The following is a 16,129-nucleotide window of genomic DNA, read 5'->3' as shown; positions in this document are numbered from 1 at the left end:
CGCGGCGCCGGCTCAGAACGTCACCCCGGCGACCAGCACGATGTTGGCATGGGGCGAGCACTCGCCCGTGCGCCGTCCGGCACCGGCAGGCCGGCATCGCCGATCACCACCATGTCGCCGTGGCCGAGCAGGGCGATGGTGCGCGAGAGTTCGGGGTGGAGCAGGGCGGTGCGTTTCATGGGAGGACGGTCCAGGCGGGTGGGACGGGGCCGCGCAGCACGTCGGCGCGGCGTGGCACGGAGGGTTGCGCGCCGGGGCGCCCGACGCACAGCGCGCCGGCCCGGATGCCCAGGCGCACGGCGGCGTCGAGGTCGCCGTCGCGCGCGAGCGCCACGGCCAGCGCGCCCAGGAACGTGTCGCCGGCGGCGGTGGTGTCCACCACCTCGACCTCCGGCGCCGCGTGATGGCGCGCGCCGCGTGCGTCGACCGCCACCGCGCCGCGTGCTCCCAGCGTCACGACCACGCGCGCGACGCCGCGCCGGCGCAGCGCCTGGCCGGCCGCCGCGGCGTCCGCCGGCGACTCGGCGACGTGGCCGGAGAGCATGTGCGCCTCGACCTCGTTGACCACCAGCGTGTCGATCAGCGTCCACCACGCATCGTCCACGGGTTGCGCCGGAGACGGGTTGAGCAGCACCCTGCAGCCGGCGCGCCCGGCCGCGCGCAGGGCGCGTGCCACCTGCGCGATCGGCGTCTCGAACTGGGCGATCAGGAAGTCCGCGCCCTCGAGCTGCCGGCCCAGCGCCGCCTCGTCGATCGCGACCCGCGCGTTGGCGCCCGCGATGACCACGATGCGGTTCTGCCCGCCGTCCTCCACCATCACCAGCGCGGTGCCGGTGGGCGCGGTGGCGTCGACGGCGACCGACGCGGTGTCGATGCCGTCGCGCTCGAGCGCCTCGCGCAGGGCGCGTCCGTGGGCGTCGTCGCCCACGCAGCCCACGAGCCGCACCCGCGCGCCCTGGCGCGCGCAGGCCACGGCCTGGTTGCCGCCCTTGCCGCCGGGCACGTGGTCGATCGAGCGGCCCTGCAGGGTCTCGCCGGCGGCGGGCGCGCGAGGCACGCGCACCACCAGGTCCATGTTGAGGCTGCCGAGCACGACGATGCGCGGCGATGTGTCGGGAGAATCGGTCATGGATGCGGGAGAAGGCATGGGGGCGCAACGCGCCCGCGCGGCCCGCTCATTCCGGGAAGAGGTAGAGCAGGGCGAAGGTCATCGTCACGTAGCGCGCGAACTTGCCGATGGCCATGTAGCCCGTGCAGCGCCAGAACGGCATCTTCAGCCAGCCCGCCACCGCGCACAGGGGGTCGCCCACCAGCGGCAGCCAGCTCAGCAGGCAGGCCTTGGGCCCCAGGTGCTCCAGCCAGCCGAGCACGCGCACGTGGTGCTTGGAGTGCGAGTACTTGTCGGCCACCCGGTGGGCGCCGTAGCCCATCCACCAGGTCACCATGCCGCCCAGCGTGTTGCCCAGGGTGGCCACGCCGATGGCCGACCAGAGCATGTCGGGATTGAGCTTGAGCAGGCCGAAGAGGATCGGCTCCGACCCCACCGGCACCAGCGTCGCCGAGACGAACGCCGCCATGAAGACGGTGGAGAGCCCGTATTCGGGCAGCGCCAGCAGCGCCAAGATGGAGTCGAGCCAGGCTTGCATGTGCGCCGGAGTATAGGAACGCGCGGGCACCACGGCGTCGGAGAGCGCGCCGCGCCGGCGGGAGCGCAGGGCGGCAGGCGCGGCGCCGAACGTTTCACTGTCCGAAATGCGGATTCGTTAGAATCGTGCCTAATTTTTCAGCAGCGACCTGGCTCGCACCTCTCCCTTCCCACCATGCAGATCGGCCCCGTCGCGCTGGAGAACCGTCTTTTCGTCGCGCCCATGGCGGGCGTCACGGACCGGCCTTTCCGCAGCCTGTGCCGCTCGCTCGGCGCGGGCTACGCGGTCAGCGAGATGGTCACCTCGCGGCGCGACCTCTGGCACACGCTCAAGACCTCGCGCCGTGCCGACCACACCGGCGAGCCCGGTCCGATCGCGGTGCAGATCGCCGGCACCGACGCGGCCATGATGGCCGACGCGGCGCGCTACAACATCGATCGCGGCGCGCAGGTCATCGACATCAACATGGGCTGCCCGGCCAAGAAGGTCTGCAACAAGTGGGCCGGCTCGGCCCTGATGCGCGACGAGCCGCTGGCCCTGGAGATCGCCGCCGCGGTGGTGGCCGCCGCCGCCCCGCACGGCGTGCCGGTGACGCTCAAGATGCGCACCGGCTGGAGCGCCGACCACCGCAACGCCGTCAAGCTGGCGCGCGACTTCGAGGCCGCCGGCGTGCGCATGCTCACCGTGCACGGCCGCACGCGCGAGCAGGGCTACAAGGGCGCCGCCGAGTACGACACCATCGCCGCCGTCAAGGCCGCGGTGCGCGTGCCGGTGGTGGCCAACGGCGACATCACGACGCCCGAGAAGGCGCGCGACGTGCTGGCTGCGACCGGCGCCGATGCCGTGATGATCGGCCGCGCGGCGCAGGGCCGGCCCTGGATCTTCCGGGAGATCGCGCACTTCCTGGCGACCGGCACGCACCTCGCGCCGCCGCTCGTCGCCGAGGTGCGCCGCCTGCTGCTCGACCACCTGCGCGAGCACCACGCGCTCTACGGCGAGCACAGCGGCGTGCGCACCGCGCGCAAGCACATCGGCTGGTACGTGCGCGCGCTCCCGGGGGGCGAGGCCTTCCGCGCCGGCATGAACGCCATCGAGGAGTGCGAGGCGCAGTGGCAGGCGGTGTCGGACTACTTCGAGGACCTCGCCACCCGCATGCAACGCATCCCGGCCCATCGCGACGCGCCGACGGACGACACCGACGACGACGCGGACACGCACCAGGAGGCCGCCACCGCGGCCGCACGGTGAGCGCGCCCGACCGACCGGGTCGGGCGACACGACAGAACCAACGACAGACCTCGAGCCCATGAGCAAGAAGAACATCGACGAGTGCGTCAGGAACAGCCTCGAAATCTATTTCCGCGACCTCCACGGCATCGAGCCCGACGGCATGTACGACATGCTCGTGCGCGTGGTGGAAAAGCCCCTGCTGGAGGTGGTCATGGCGCGCGCCGAGGGCAACCAGTCGCGCGCCGCGCAGTGGCTCGGCCTCAACCGCAACACGCTGCGCAAGAAGCTGGTCGACCACAAGCTCATCAAGTAATTCCCACGCATCAACCGAGATAGATCAATCCATGGCATCGACCGCACTCCTCTCCGTCTCCGACAAGACGGGCATCCTCGAATTCGCCCAGGCGCTGCACGCCCTGGGCATCCGGCTGCTGTCGACCGGCGGGACCGCGAAGCTGCTGGCCGACGCCGGCCTGCCCGTGACCGAGGTGGCCGACCACACCGGCTTCCCCGAGATGCTCGACGGTCGCGTGAAGACCCTGCATCCCAAGATCCATGGCGGTCTGCTGGCGCGGCGCGACCTGCCGGCCCACGTGGCGGCCATCGAGGCGCACGGCATCGACGCCATCGACCTGCTGGTGGTGAACCTCTACCCGTTCGAGGCCACCGTCGCCAAGGCCGGCTGCACGCTGGAGGACGCGATCGAGAACATCGACATCGGCGGTCCGGCGATGGTGCGCAGCGCCGCCAAGAACTGGAAGGACGTCGGCGTGCTGACCGACGCGTCGCAGTACGCGGTCGCCCTGGCCGAACTGAAGGCCGACGGCAAGTTGAGCGACCGGACGAAGTTCGGCTTCTCCGTGGCCGCCTTCAACCGCATCGCCGACTACGACGGCGCCATCAGCGACTACCTCTCGGCCATCGACTTCGAGGCCAGCGCCGGCCAGGCCGCGCCGGTGCGCACCCCGTTCCCGGCGCAGAGCAACGGCCGTTTCGTCAAGCTGCAGGACCTGCGTTACGGCGAGAACCCGCACCAGCAGGCCGCGTTCTACCGCGACCTGCATCCGGCGCCGGGCTCGCTGGTCACGGCCAAGCAGTTGCAGGGCAAGGAGCTGAGCTACAACAACATCGCCGACGCCGATGCGGCCTGGGAGTGCGTCAAGGGCTTCGACGCCCCGGCCTGCGTGATCGTCAAGCACGCCAACCCCTGCGGCGTGGCCGTCGGCACCGACGCGCTGGAGGCCTATGCCAAGGCCTTCAAGACCGATCCGACCTCGGCCTTCGGCGGCATCATCGCCTTCAACCGCCCGGTGGACGCCACCGCCGCGCAGGCCGTGAGCAAGCAGTTCGTCGAGGTGCTGATGGCGCCGGGCTTCACGCCCGAGGCGCTGGCGGTGTTCAAGGCCAAGGCCAACGTGCGCGTGCTGGAGATCGCGTTGCCCGCGGGCGGCGCTTCCGACTGGGACAACGGCCGCAACGCCGTGGACGTCAAGCGCGTCGGCTCCGGCCTGCTGATGCAGACGGCCGACAACCGCGTGCTGGCCGAGAGCGAACTCAAGGTCGTCAGCCAGCGCCAGCCGACGCCCGCGCAGCTGCAGGACCTGCTGTTCGCCTGGAAGGTCGCCAAGTACGTCAAGAGCAACGCCATCGTGTTCTGCGCCGGCGGCATGACGATGGGCGTCGGCGCGGGCCAGATGAGCCGGCTCGACTCGGCGCGCATCGCCAGCATCAAGGCCGAGCACGCCGGCCTGTCCCTCAAGGACACGGCGGTGGCGAGCGACGCCTTCTTCCCGTTCCGCGACGGCCTGGACGTGGTGGTCGACGCCGGCGCGAGCTGCGTGATCCAGCCGGGCGGCTCGATGCGCGACCAGGAGGTCATCGACGCGGCCGACGAGCGCGGCGTGGTGATGGTGCTCTCGGGCGTGCGCCACTTCCGGCATTGAGCCCGATGGCCCCGAAGCACGACGACGACGCCGTCGACACGCCCCGGCCGCGCTGGGTGGCCTGGCTGATCGTCGTCGTCATGGCGATGGTCATGGCCGGCATGCTCAACATCGGCTGGCGGCTGATGGGCGGCTGACGCCGGCAATGGCGCCCGTCCGGGCGGCGTCGTGCCCTGGCAGGCGGACGCCGTTGGAGGGCGCACCCGCCCGCCGCCGGTGTGTCAGCCCAGCGTGCGAAAGACCTCGCGCGCCGCCGCGACGGTCTCCGCGACGTCCGCGCCGGTGTGCGCCGCGCTCACGAAGCCGGCCTCGTAGAGCGCCGGCGCGATGTAGACGCCGCGGTCGAGCAGGCCGTGGAAGAGGGCGTTGAACCGCGCGTTGTCGGTGGTCATGACGGTGGCGTAGTTCTGCGGCAGCGTGTCCATCAGGAAGAAGCCGAACATGCCGCCCTCGCTGTCGCCGCAGAAGGGCACGCCCTCGGCCGCGGCGGCCGCCGTCAGGCCCTCGACCAGCGAGCGCGTGCGCGCCGAAAGTGCCTCGTAGAAGCCGGGGCGGGCGATCTCCTTCAGGGTCGCGAGGCCACAGGCGGTCGCCACCGGATTGCCCGACAGCGTGCCGGCCTGGTAGACCGGCCCGAGCGGCGCGAGCAGTTCCATGACGGCACGCGGCCCGCCGAAGGCCGCCAGCGGCATGCCGCCACCGATCACCTTGCCCAGCACGGTGATGTCCGGCACCACGCCCAGGACGCCCTGGGCGCCGTGCAGGCCGACGCGGAAGCCCGTCATCACCTCGTCGAAGACCAGCAGCGCGCCGTGCCTCGTGCACAGCTCACGGCAGCGGCGGGCGAACTCGGGCGTGGCGCGGATGAAGTTCATGTTGCCCGCGATGGCCTCGATCATCAGGCAGGCGATGTCCGCGCCGTGCAGCGCGAAGGCCTCGTCCAGCTGCGCGAGGTTGTTGTACTCCAGCACCAGCGTGTGCTGCACCACCTCCGGCGGCACGCCGGCCGAGGTCGGGTTGCCGAAGGTCGCGAGGCCCGAGCCGGCCTTCACCAGCAGCGCGTCGGCATGCCCGTGGTAGCAGCCCTCGAACTTGACGATCATCTTGCGGCCGGTGGCGCCGCGCGCCAGGCGCAGCGCGCTCATCGCCGCCTCGGTGCCGGAACTGACCAGCCGCACCATCTCCATCGACGGCACCAGCGCCAGGATGGCCTCGGCCAGCTCGATCTCGCGCTCGGTCGGGGCGCCGAAGGAGAAGCCGTCCTGCACCGCCTTCTGCACCGCCTCCACCACCGCCGGGTGGCCGTGGCCCAGGATCATCGGCCCCCACGAGCCGATGTAGTCGATGAAGCGCTTGTCGTTGGCGTCCCAGAAGTAGGCGCCCCGGGCGCGCTGCACGAAGCGCGGCGTGCCGCCGACGGCCTTGAAGGCGCGCACGGGCGAGTTCACGCCTCCGGGGATGACGGCGCGGGCGCGTTCGAAGAGGAGGTCGTTGGTGTCGATGTGGGCCATGGCGATGCGCAGGGAAAGATGGAAATGCGAGGGATGGCGCCGGGCGGGTCGCCGCGGCACCCGGGCGCTCAATGACGCGTGTCGTGGGGCGGCAGCCCGAAGTCGGAGGGGTCGGGTGGGTTGCCGGCGGCGTCCTCGTCGCCCTCGTCCTCGGGCTGGGCCCAGAACAGGCGGTCGGGCAGCACGTGGCCCATGCCGGGGCGGAAGCCCGCATCGAGGCAGCGGTCCATGTAGCTCAGCGCCTCGCCGGTGGCGGCGACCAGGTCGGTGCCGCTCGCGAGCAGCGCGGCGAGCGCGCCCGAGAGCGTGTCGCCGGCGCCGGCGAACACGGCCTCCAGGCGTTCGTACTTCTCGCTGGTCAGCACCGCCTGCGGCGACGCCAGCACGTTGTCGAAGTACTGGTCGGGCAGCACGATGCCCGTGACCAGCGTGAACGGCGTGCCCTGCTCGCCGGCCGCGCGCGCGATGTCGCGCGCGGTGGGGGGACGCTCGCCGGCCCAGTCGGGCAGCAGCCAGCGCCGCAGGGTGCTGTGATTGCCCACCAGCACGGTGGCCTGCGGCAGCACGAGTTCGCGGAAGGCGTCGAGATAGGCCTCGATGCGGTCCTCGTCCCACCACGACAGGTTGGGCATGTAGGCGACGACGGGCGTCTCGGGATAGTCGGCGGCGATGCCGGCGATGCCCGCGAGGTTCTCGGGCGAGCCGACGAAGCCCACCTTGATGAGCTGCACCTCCACGTCCTCCAGGATGGCGCGGGCCTGCTCGGCCACGGCCTCCTCGTCGAAGGCGAAGTGCTCGAAGATCTCCGCGGTGTCGCGCGCGTAGGCGCCGGTCACCACCGGCAGCATGTGCGCGCCGACCGAGGCGATCGCCAGGGCGTCGCCGTTGAGGCCGCCGGCGCCGCTCGGATCGCTGGCGTTGAAGACCAGCACGCAGGGCGGATCGAGGTCGAGTTCGACCTCCATGCCATCGGTGGCGTCGTCGTCGATTCCGGGCTCGGCGCCGGATGGATCGTTAAGATTCGCGGGCCCTGCGGCGCTGTCACTCGCCGGTAGTAATTTGTTTCTCATTCGCCTCTCCGGGGAGATTCTTGAAAACGATATGCCACGAGCCTGCATGCGATTGAATACATGGGTTGCATTTTTAGAATACGGACTTTGAGCAGCGATGAATACGAAAACCTGGATGTGTCTGATCTGCGGCTGGATCTATGACGAATCGGCGGGCGTGCCGGAGGATGGTATTGCGCCCAACACGGCCTGGGCCGACGTGCCGATGAACTGGACATGTCCCGAGTGCGGTGCGCGCAAGGAAGATTTCGAAATGGTCGAGATCTGAAGCATGGCACAGCGCCGTGCGTCCCGGTCCCCGGTGGGGCCGGAGACCATCGGCGCTGTCCGTGGTCAACCAAGGAGCCGGACGATGGGTGCCAACGGATCGCCGAGGCGGGTGCTGGTCATCGACGACAGCCACACCGTGCGTCGCAGCGCCGAGATCTTCCTCGCGCAGGGGGGCTGCGAGGTGCTCCTGGCGGCGGACGGCTTCGAGGGCCTGGCCCGCGTGGCCGACGCCCGACCCGACATCGTCTTCTGCGACATCCAGATGCCGCGCCTGGACGGCTGGCGCACCCGCGCGATCGTGCGTCGCCATCCGGACTTCCACGACCTGCCGATGGTGATGCTGTCGGCCAGCGACAGCGCGTTCGAGGACCCGCGCGGCGGCGAGGCCGGCGCGCCGGAACACCTCGTCAAGCCCTTCACCGGCGAGCAGCTGCTCGACGCGGTGCGGCGCCTGGCCCGGGCCCCAGCCGGCGCGGGGGGCTGATGCCGGTGCGCGACGTCCTCGTCGTGGACGACTCGAAGACCGAGTCGCTCTTCCTCGCCCGCCTGCTGCAGGGCCACGGCTTCTCGGTGCGCACGGCCGGCAGCGCCGACGACGCCATGTCCTGCCTGGCCCGCCAGCGGCCCGATCTGATCCTGCTGGACGTGGTCATGCCAGGGCGCAACGGTTTCCAGCTCGCGCGCTCCCTCGCGCGCGATCCGGTCTACTCGGCCGTGCCGATCATCCTGTGCACGAGCAAGAGCCAGGAGACCGACCGCATCTGGGGCCTGCGCCAGGGCGCGCGCGACTTCATCGTCAAGCCGGTCGATCCGGCCAGCCTGCTGGCCAAGATCGCCGCGCTGGGCTGACTTCGCGATCCCGACCACCGGCTCCTCCCGAACCCCACCGCCCGCCCATGGCCTCCAGCGACCCGACCCGCGCCCCGCTTCCCGCCGCCGACGCCGCGCCGGCCGCCTGGCTGGCCGTCGAGGCGGGACCTCACCACTGCCTGCTGGCGCTCGGCGACACCGGGGAGATCTTTCCCTGGACCGTGCCGCAGCCGGTGCCGCACACCCTGGCGTGGTTCCTGGGCGTGGCCAACCTGCGCGGCGGCCTCTACGGCGTGGCGCGGCTGGACGCCTTCATCGCGGCCGATGCCGACCCCCAGGAGACCCACGCGCCGCGCCGTCCGGTGGAGGCCGCGTCCGCCGCGCCCTCGCGCCTGATCGCGCTGCATTCGCGCTTCGAGGTGAATTGCGCGCTGCAGGTCGACCGCGTGCTCGGCCTGCGCGGCGCCGACCTGTTCGAGCCCCTGCCCGGCGGCGAGGCCGACGCGGGGCCCGGCGAGACGCCGGCCTGGCGCGCCCGCGGCTGCGTCGACGCGACCGGCCTGCGCTGGCGGGTGCTCGACCTGCAGGCGCTCGCCCGGTACCCCCGCTTCCTGAGCGTGGGTGTCTGAGCGCATGACGACCGACCGCTTTCCCAAGGAACCGACCGTGAACCCGACGAACGACCCCGCGCCTGCGAACCCGCCCGTGGCGCCGTCCCCGCCCGCGCACGCGGCCGACGCCCCCGGCGGCGCCCCGGTCGCGACGTCCACCACCACCGCCGCTGGCGACCCGATCCTGTCGTCCGGCGTGCTGCACGACGACACCACGGCGACCGAGCGCAAGGACGCGCGCCCCGACTTCGCCACGGCGCGCACGCGCAGTCCGTTCGCCATCGCGCTGGCCGTCGCGGTGCTGCTGCTGCTGGTGGTCACCGGCTTCCTGCTGCTGCACGCCGCGCGCACCGGCCTGGACCTGGCCACGGTCGCCGGCCTCGGGCTGCTGCCGCTGGTTGCGCTCGCCATGGCCGCCACCGCCGGTTTCTCGCAGGCGCGCGCCGGGCGCGAGCGGATCGCGACCACCGAGCGCACCCGCTCCGAGGCCGAGCGCCTGGGCGAGGAGGCCAGCCGCGTCAACGCCGCCAACCAGGCCGCCATCCTGCGTCTCATGAACGAGCTGCAGATGGTGGCCGAGGGCGACCTCACGCAGCAGGCCACCGTCACCGAGGACATCACCGGCGCCATCGCCGATTCGGTCAACTACACCGTCGAGGAACTGCGCCTGCTGGTGAGCAACGTGCAGAACACGGCCGGCCGCGTCGCCGAGACCACCTCCCAGGTCGAGAGCACGTCGACCGAGCTGCTGGCCGCGTCGACCGAACAGCTGCGCGAGATCCGCGAGACCGGCCAGGCGGTGCTGACGATGGCCGAGCGCATCAACGAGGTGGCCTCCCAGTCGCAGGAATCGGCCACGGTGGCGCGCCAGTCGCTGCAGGCCGCCTCGTCCGGCCTGCGGGCGGTGGAGGACGCCATCGGCGGCATGAACGCGATCCGCGACCAGATCCAGGACACCGCCAAGCGCCTGAAGCGCCTGGGCGAATCCTCGCAGGAGATCGGCGAGATCACCGAGCTGATCTCCGACATCACCGAGCAGACCAACGTGCTGGCGCTCAATGCCGCGATCCAGGCGACGTCGGCGGGCGAGTCCGGACGCGGCTTCTCGGTGGTGGCCGAGGAGGTCCAGCGCCTGGCCGAGCGTTCGGCCGACGCCACGCGCCAGATCGCGGCGCTGGTGCGCGCCATCCAGACCGACATGCAGGACGCCGTCGGCGCCATGGAGCGCTCGACGCAGGGCGTGGTCGAGGGCGCGCGGCTGTCCGACCATGCCGGCACGGCGCTGTCGGAGATCGACCGCGTCTCGCGCCGGCTGGCCGAGCTGATCGAGCAGATCACGCGCTCGGCCTCGCACGAGGCGGCGTCGGCCAACGTCGTGGCGGCCAACATCCAGCACATCTTCGCCGTCACCGAGCAGACCGGCGACGGCACGCGCACCACCGCGAAGCAGGTGCGCGAACTCTCCCACATGGCCGAGGAGCTGCGCCTGTCGGTCGCGCGCTTCAAGATCGCGTGAAGCCCGGAGCGCCGCACGTGCTGGACACCCCTCGCGATCCCGGCCGGAATCCCGCCGACGCCCATGGCGAACGGGGCGTCCCGTCCGGTGACGACCGGGAATCGCTCGGCTGGGTGCTCGACGAGTTGCGCGCCGCGCTCGACGGCGTCCCGCGGGCCCTGCGAGGCGTGGGGTCCGGCGAGCGTCCGCCGGATGCCGCCGGGTCGCCGCAGGCCGCGCTGCAGGCGCTGCGGCAGGCCGGTGGCGTGCTCGCGATGGTCAACCGGCCGGCGCCCGCGCGCATCGCCTCGGCCATCGAGGCGGCGGCCCGCGCCTGGATGGGGCCCGCCGAAACCCGTGCGACGCCGGCTGGAACGGCCGCGCGCGAGGCCGACGAAGCCGACCTGGCGGCCATCGAGCGCACCGGGCGCGCGCTGGTCGAGCACCTGGAGGCGCTGGCCGCCGACCGCCCGACGCCGACCCCCGACCACTTCGCGCTTTTCGTGCGCCATGCCGAGGTGAGCGGGCCGGCGCTGGCCGAACTGCGCGCCCGCCTGGACGACATCGGGCGCGGCCTCGACCGCTTCTATCGCCGCCCCGAGACCCGCACGCCGCTGCACGCCGTCTTGGCGCAACTGCGCGCGCTCGACGGGGCGCTGTCGGTGCTCGGCCTGGTCGATGGCGCGCAGGCCGCGCGGCGCATGCACGAGGACGTCCGGCGCCTGCGGGACGCCGACGCCGCGCAGGACGACGTGCGGCCGCAGGACGTCGATGCCCTGGGCGGCAACCTCGACGCGCTCGGCCTGCTGGTCGACCGCCTCGGCTACCAGCCGGCGCTGGCGCGGCGCGCCTTCGTCTTCGACGCGGCGACCGGCGCGCTGCGGGCTGCGGCGTCGGAAGCGGCGGCGGTGGACGGCGGCGGCGCTGCGCCATCGTCCCCGCCGGTGCCGGTGCCGGTGCCGATGTCTGCGTCGGCGTCGGCCGCCGACATGCCCAGCCCCGGCACCGGCGCCACGCCCGCCGACGACGAGGAGGAGGACGAACTGCGCGCCATCTTCCTCGACGAGGCGCGCGAGGTGCTGGGCAACGCCGACGCCGCCGTCGCCGCCCTGGCCGCCGAGGCTGCCGACGCCGCGCGCATGACCGCGCTGCGTCGCGCCTTCCACACGCTCAAGGGCAGCGCGCGCATGGTCTCGCTCACGGAGCTGGGCGAGGCGGCGGCGGCGTTCGAACAGCTGCTCAACACGTGGCTGGCCGACCAGCGCCCGGCGACGCCGGAATTGCTCGCGGCCCTGCGGACGGCGCTGCGGGAGTTCTCGCAGTGGATCGACGCCATCGGGGCGGGACGGGCGCAGGACTGGCGCGCGGCGCCGTTCCGCGAGGCGGCCGACGCCCTGCAGGGCGAGGCGCCGGCCACGGCGCCGCGTCGCGCCGGGCGGGAACGGGCGGCTCGGCCACGGCCCGGCGAGGAGGCCGGCCTGGCGGGCGAGGATGGCGATGGCAACGGCAACGGCAACGGCGACGGCGACGGCGACGGCGACGGCGACGGCGACGCGAGGGTGGTGGGGCCGCTGCGCATCGAGCGTCGGCTGCACGACGTCTACCTCGCCGAGGCCGAGGTCTGGTCGAGCGACCTGGCCGCCGAGGTGGCCGCCTGGGCAGGCGACGCGCGCCGGCCGGTGGCCGCTTCGGCGATCGGTCTCGCGCACGCGCTCGTGGGCAGCTCCGCGACCCTCGGCCTGAGCGACCTGGCGGCGCTGGCGCGCTCGGTCGAACGCGCGCTGCAGCAGCTGCGCCGCCAGGGGCGTGGCACCGCCCTGCAGGACGCGGCGGTGGTCGCGGGCGTGGACGAGCTGCGCCGGTTGCTGCACCGGTTCGCCGCCGGGTTCCTGGACGCGGCCGCGCCCTCGACGTTGCAGGCGCTCGACGCGATCACGGCCGCCCGGACCGCGCCGTCGGCCCGTGCGACGGTGGCGCTGCTGCCGGGCGAAGACCCCTTCGACACCACCGACGCCGTGGACGCCGACCTGTTTCCGGTGTTCGAGGAGGAGGCGGTCGAACTGCTCCACCAGCTCGGCGGCGCGTTGCGTGAATGGGCGCGGCAGCCGGGCGCGGACGCGCCGCGCGCGTTCGCGTTGCGCACGCTGCACACGCTCAAGGGCGGTGCGCGGCTCGCCGGCGCGATGCGCCTGGGCGAGCGCGCGCATCGCATGGAATCGGCCATCGAACTGCTGGCGCGGCGCAAGGCCACGGTCACTCCGGGAGCGATCGACGAACTGTTCGAGCGCTTCGACGCGCTGCAGTCGGCGCTCGACCACCTGCGAGCCGGTGCCGGCATCGAAGGCGTGGACGCCGGCGCCGATGCCGTTCCGGCGGAAGCCCCGTCTCCGCAGGCCGCGGCGAGCCAGACCGTGCGCATCCGCACGCAGTTGCTCGACCGGATGGTGGCGCAGGCCGGCGAGGTCGTCGTCACGCGCTCGCGGCTGGTCACCGGGCTGGCGCAGATGCGCGCCTCCCTGGGCGACCTCACCGGCAACCTCGATCGCCTGCGCCAGCAGCTGCGCGACGTCGAGCTGCAGGCCGAGAGCCAGATGCAGTCGCGCCTGGCGCAGGCCAAGGATTCGCAGCAGGGCTTCGATCCGCTCGAATTCGACCGTTTCACCCGCGTGCAGGAACTCACGCGGATGATGGCCGAATCGGTGGACGACGTGGCCACGGTGCAGCGCGCCCTGCAAAAAAGCCTGCAGGGCAGCGAGGACGCCCTGGGCTCGCAGGCGCGCCAGACGCGCGAACTGCAGCGCGACCTGCTGCGCACGCGCATGGTGGAGTTCGAGAGCATCGCCGAGCGGCTGTACGGCGTCGTGCGGCAGGCCTCGCGCGACAGCGGCAAGCAGGTTCGGCTGGACATCCACGGGGGTTCCACCGAGATCGATCGTGGCGTGCTCGAACGCATGACGCCGGCCTTCGAACACCTGCTGCGCAACGGCGTCGCCCATGGCATCGAGGACGCCCGCGTGCGCGAGCGCGCCGGCAAGCCACCGGCGGGCCTGATCGCGATCGACCTCCAGCAGGAAGGCAACGACGTCGCCGTGAGCTTTCGCGACGACGGGGGCGGCCTGGACGTGCCGCGCATCGCCGAGCGCGCACGCGCCCTGGGCCTCGTCGCCGGCCCGGCCCGGCTCACGCCGGATCAGGCGGCGGATTTCATCTTCACGCCCGGGTTCTCCACGGCGGGGGAGGTCTCCGAACTGTCCGGACGCGGCATTGGCATGGACGTGGTGCGCACCAGCGTCGCCGCGCTGGGCGGACGCATCGAGACCGACAGCACGCCGGGGCAGGGCACCTGCTTCAAGCTGGTGCTGCCGCTGACCACCGCCGTCACGCACGTGGTGATGCTGCGCGCCGGCGACGCCACGATCGGCGTGCCGTCGAACCTGGTCGAGCGGGTGCAGCGCGTGAGCGCCGACGATCTGGGCGCCGCGTATGCCGGGCGCCACCATGTCTTCGAAGGCGAACCGGTGCCGTTCTACTGGGCGGGGGCGCTGCTGCAGGCGTCCGCGCGCAGCGACCAGTTCGCCGTGCGCACGCATTTCGTCGTCGTCGTGAGGAGCGCCGCGCGCCGCGTGGCCCTGCATGTCGACGAGGTGCAGGGCAACCAGGATGTCGTGGTGAGGAACCTCGGCCCGCAGCTTTCGCGGCTGGCCGGCATGGCCGCCGCTTCGGTGCTGTCGTCGGGCGCCGTGGCGCTGATCTACAACCCCGTCGCCCTCGCCGACGTGCACGGCGAAGCGGCCTGGCGCCTGCAGGCCGGCAACACGGCCGTCACCGGCACGGGCCCCGGCCCGCAGGCGCCGACCACGCCACTGGTGCTGGTGGTGGACGATTCGCTGACGGTGCGCCGCGTGACCCAGCGCCTGCTGCAGCGCGAGGGATTCCGTGTCGCGCTGGCCGCCGACGGCCTGCACGCGCTGGAGGTGCTGCGCCAGGAGCGTCCGGACGTCGTGCTCTCCGACATCGAGATGCCGCGCATGGACGGCTTCGACCTGGCGCGCCACATCCGCGCCGACGCGGCGCTCGCCGGCCTGCCGATCGTCATGATCACCTCCCGCATCGCGCCCAAGCACCGCGAGCATGCGCAACGCCTGGGGGTGAACCACTACATCGGCAAACCCTATGCCGAAGACGAATTGCTGAGGCTGGTGCGTGGCTGCATTCCCGCAGACGACGCCGGCCGGGCATCGTGAGGTCCTGAAACGAAAAAAGCCCAAGTGCGATCCACTTGGGCTTTTCGATTTCTTGGTCGGGGTGAGAGGATTCGAACCTCCGGCCTCTACGTCCCGAACGTAGCGCTCTACCAGGCTAAGCTACACCCCGATGGTGTCTCGCGAGAGGGCCGCATCGCGCTTCCGCAACGGAAGACCGATCAGGCGCGGCGCTCAAGCAGCTGAGCCGCCAATTGTAGCAAACCTTGCGTGTACGAATTCCTGGGCAGTCCGGTCAACGCGTCGATCGCGCGCTGCGCCTCGGCCGCGGCGGCCGCGCGCGTGGCATCGAGCGCGCCGGTGGCACGCACGATCTCGACGATGCGCTCGAGTTGCGTGGCGTCGCCGGCCTCGATCGCCTTGCGGATGAGCCCGCCCTCCTCGGCGTCGGCGCGCTGCATGGCGAGGATGAGCGGCAGGGTGGTCTTGCCCTCGCGCAGGTCGTCCCCGAGGTTCTTGCCGGTCTCGCTCGCGTCGCCGGCATAGTCGAGCACGTCGTCGATCACCTGGAAGGCCGTGCCCAGCGCCTGGCCGTAGGTGCCGCAGGCTTCCTCGATCTCGGGCGACGCCTTGGCCAGCACGGCGGCCACGCGGGTGCTGGCCTCGAACAGCTTCGCCGTCTTGGAGCGGATCACGCGCAGGTAGGCCTCCTCGTCGAGCGAGGCGTCGTGCATGTTCATGAGCTGCAGCACCTCGCCCTCGGCGATGACGTTGGTCGCATCCGCCAGGATCTGCATCACGCGCATGTCGTTGCAGTCGACCATCATCTGAAAGGCGCGCGAATGCAGGAAGTCGCCCACCAGCACGCTGGCGGGGTTGCCGAAGGATTCGTTGGCGGTCGGCCGGCCGCGGCGCAGCGTCGATTCGTCGACGACATCGTCGTGCAGCAGCGAGGCCGTATGGATGAATTCCACCACCGCCGCGATGTTGAAGCGCTGCGCGCCGATGTAGCCCAGCGCGCCGCTCATGAGCAGCAGCAGCGCCGGACGCAGACGCTTGCCGCCGGCCGAGATGATGTAGCGCGACACCTCGCTGACCAGGGGCACGCCGGTGTCGAGCCGTTCGGAGATCACGCGATCGACCTGCCCCATGTCGTCGGCGATGAGGCCGAGGATGGCGGCGGTGGAGGAGTTGTCGGTATCGGAAACTGGCAAAACGAGGGCGCCTGGGTACGGCGAAGGAGGGATGCCGGCGCGAACGGCCAGAACGCGTCGATTATAAAGAGCGCGATGCGTCCGGCTCCCGGAGCGGACCGGGCGCAAGCCGGCGGGACCCATCACA

General features: G+C 72.1%; 12 protein-coding genes, 1 tRNA gene and 4 pseudogenes. 10 read left to right on the top strand and 7 right to left on the bottom strand.

Annotated elements, in window-relative coordinates:
- Nucleotides 1-65: 65 nt before the first annotated feature.
- The 3 genes and pseudogenes from NF681_16585 to NF681_16575 all read right to left on the bottom strand — a co-directional run bounded on the left by NF681_16585 (nt 66) and on the right by NF681_16575 (nt 1,646).
- A pseudogene (locus tag NF681_16585) lies at nt 66-179 on the bottom strand (D-ribose pyranase).
- Entirely contained in the window at nt 176-1,129 is a 954-nt protein-coding gene (gene rbsK / locus NF681_16580) for a ribokinase (protein UST53893.1), read from the bottom strand. Before rbsK ends, NF681_16585 begins: the two are co-directional and overlap by 4 nt.
- Before the next feature lie 46 nt (nt 1,130-1,175).
- Entirely contained in the window at nt 1,176-1,646 is a 471-nt protein-coding gene (locus NF681_16575; GenBank protein UST53892.1) for a DedA family protein, read from the bottom strand.
- 174 nt (nt 1,647-1,820) lie between these two features.
- Between NF681_16575 and dusB the strand changes: the two genes are divergently transcribed.
- The 3 genes from dusB to purH are packed head-to-tail and all read left to right on the top strand — an operon-like array spanning nt 1,821 to nt 4,819.
- The gene (gene dusB, locus NF681_16570; protein UST53891.1) at nt 1,821-2,894 is read left to right on the top strand and encodes a tRNA dihydrouridine synthase DusB; all 1,074 of its coding nucleotides are present in this window, start codon (nt 1,821-1,823) and stop codon (nt 2,892-2,894) included.
- A gap of 58 nt (nt 2,895-2,952) precedes the next feature.
- The gene (locus NF681_16565; GenBank protein UST53890.1) at nt 2,953-3,189 is read left to right on the top strand and encodes a Fis family transcriptional regulator; all 237 of its coding nucleotides are present in this window, start codon (nt 2,953-2,955) and stop codon (nt 3,187-3,189) included.
- A 31-nt stretch (nt 3,190-3,220) separates the two neighbouring features.
- On the top strand, nt 3,221-4,819 hold the full coding sequence (purH, locus tag NF681_16560) for a bifunctional phosphoribosylaminoimidazolecarboxamide formyltransferase/IMP cyclohydrolase (GenBank protein UST53889.1): 1,599 nt from the start codon (nt 3,221-3,223) through the stop codon (nt 4,817-4,819).
- Between the two features lie 221 nt (nt 4,820-5,040).
- On the opposite strand, the gene hemL is transcribed toward purH, so the two are convergent.
- Nucleotides 5,041-6,330 carry a glutamate-1-semialdehyde 2,1-aminomutase gene (gene hemL, locus NF681_16555; GenBank protein ID UST53888.1) on the bottom strand — a complete coding sequence of 430 codons (1,290 nt, stop codon included), beginning with the start codon at nt 6,328-6,330 and terminating at the stop codon, nt 5,041-5,043.
- 68 nt (nt 6,331-6,398) lie between these two features.
- Nucleotides 6,399-7,400: a hydroxymethylpyrimidine/phosphomethylpyrimidine kinase gene (locus tag NF681_16550; GenBank protein UST53887.1), complete on the bottom strand. Its 1,002-nt coding sequence runs from the start codon at nt 7,398-7,400 to the stop codon at nt 6,399-6,401.
- 97 nt (nt 7,401-7,497) lie between these two features.
- On the opposite strand from NF681_16550, the gene NF681_16545 reads away from it, so the two are divergent.
- From NF681_16545 to NF681_16515, 7 genes and pseudogenes are all read left to right on the top strand, one after another.
- On the top strand, nt 7,498-7,668 hold the full coding sequence (locus NF681_16545; GenBank protein ID UST53886.1) for a rubredoxin: 171 nt from the start codon (nt 7,498-7,500) through the stop codon (nt 7,666-7,668).
- A gap of 84 nt (nt 7,669-7,752) precedes the next feature.
- Nucleotides 7,753-8,154 carry a response regulator gene (locus NF681_16540; GenBank protein UST53885.1) on the top strand — a complete coding sequence of 134 codons (402 nt, stop codon included), beginning with the start codon at nt 7,753-7,755 and terminating at the stop codon, nt 8,152-8,154.
- On the top strand, nt 8,154-8,519 hold the full coding sequence (locus tag NF681_16535; GenBank protein ID UST53884.1) for a response regulator: 366 nt from the start codon (nt 8,154-8,156) through the stop codon (nt 8,517-8,519). Before NF681_16540 ends, NF681_16535 begins: the two co-directional genes overlap by 1 nt.
- A 47-nt stretch (nt 8,520-8,566) precedes the next feature.
- Nucleotides 8,567-9,109 carry a chemotaxis protein CheW gene (locus NF681_16530; protein ID UST53883.1) on the top strand — a complete coding sequence of 181 codons (543 nt, stop codon included), beginning with the start codon at nt 8,567-8,569 and terminating at the stop codon, nt 9,107-9,109.
- A 466-nt stretch (nt 9,110-9,575) separates the two neighbouring features.
- A pseudogene (locus NF681_16525) lies at nt 9,576-10,607 on the top strand (methyl-accepting chemotaxis protein).
- Between the two features lie 968 nt (nt 10,608-11,575).
- Nucleotides 11,576-11,851: pseudogene (locus NF681_16520) on the top strand (Hpt domain-containing protein).
- Nucleotides 11,852-12,142: 291 nt separating this feature from the next.
- A pseudogene (locus NF681_16515) lies at nt 12,143-14,830 on the top strand (response regulator).
- Between the two features lie 53 nt (nt 14,831-14,883).
- On the opposite strand, the gene NF681_16510 reads toward NF681_16515, so the two are convergent.
- Together NF681_16510 and NF681_16505 are read right to left on the bottom strand one after the other, a co-directional pair.
- Nucleotides 14,884-14,960: transfer RNA gene (locus tag NF681_16510), tRNA-Pro, on the bottom strand.
- A 49-nt stretch (nt 14,961-15,009) separates the two neighbouring features.
- Complete coding sequence (locus tag NF681_16505) at nt 15,010-16,002, bottom strand: polyprenyl synthetase family protein (protein ID UST53882.1); 993 nt, start codon at nt 16,000-16,002, stop codon at nt 15,010-15,012.
- Between the last annotated feature and the right edge of the window lie 127 nt (nt 16,003-16,129).

The organism is Comamonadaceae bacterium OTU4NAUVB1 (assembly GCA_024372625.1).
GTDB lineage: Bacteria > Pseudomonadota > Gammaproteobacteria > Burkholderiales > Burkholderiaceae_C > Variovorax.
The sequence above is the reverse complement of the archived record's forward strand: the minus strand, read 5'-3'. Positions and strand labels throughout refer to the sequence as shown.

Coding starts and splice junctions, on each gene's coding strand:
- rbsK (UST53893.1), bottom strand. CDS start 1,129: ATGACCGATTCTCCCGACACATCGCCGCGCATCGTCGTGCTCGGCAGC.
- NF681_16575 (UST53892.1), bottom strand. CDS start 1,646: ATGCAAGCCTGGCTCGACTCCATCTTGGCGCTGCTGGCGCTGCCCGAA.
- dusB (UST53891.1), top strand. CDS start 1,821: ATGCAGATCGGCCCCGTCGCGCTGGAGAACCGTCTTTTCGTCGCGCCC.
- NF681_16565 (UST53890.1), top strand. CDS start 2,953: ATGAGCAAGAAGAACATCGACGAGTGCGTCAGGAACAGCCTCGAAATC.
- purH (UST53889.1), top strand. CDS start 3,221: ATGGCATCGACCGCACTCCTCTCCGTCTCCGACAAGACGGGCATCCTC.
- hemL (UST53888.1), bottom strand. CDS start 6,330: ATGGCCCACATCGACACCAACGACCTCCTCTTCGAACGCGCCCGCGCC.
- NF681_16550 (UST53887.1), bottom strand. CDS start 7,400: ATGAGAAACAAATTACTACCGGCGAGTGACAGCGCCGCAGGGCCCGCG.
- NF681_16545 (UST53886.1), top strand. CDS start 7,498: ATGAATACGAAAACCTGGATGTGTCTGATCTGCGGCTGGATCTATGAC.
- NF681_16540 (UST53885.1), top strand. CDS start 7,753: ATGGGTGCCAACGGATCGCCGAGGCGGGTGCTGGTCATCGACGACAGC.
- NF681_16535 (UST53884.1), top strand. CDS start 8,154: ATGCCGGTGCGCGACGTCCTCGTCGTGGACGACTCGAAGACCGAGTCG.
- NF681_16530 (UST53883.1), top strand. CDS start 8,567: ATGGCCTCCAGCGACCCGACCCGCGCCCCGCTTCCCGCCGCCGACGCC.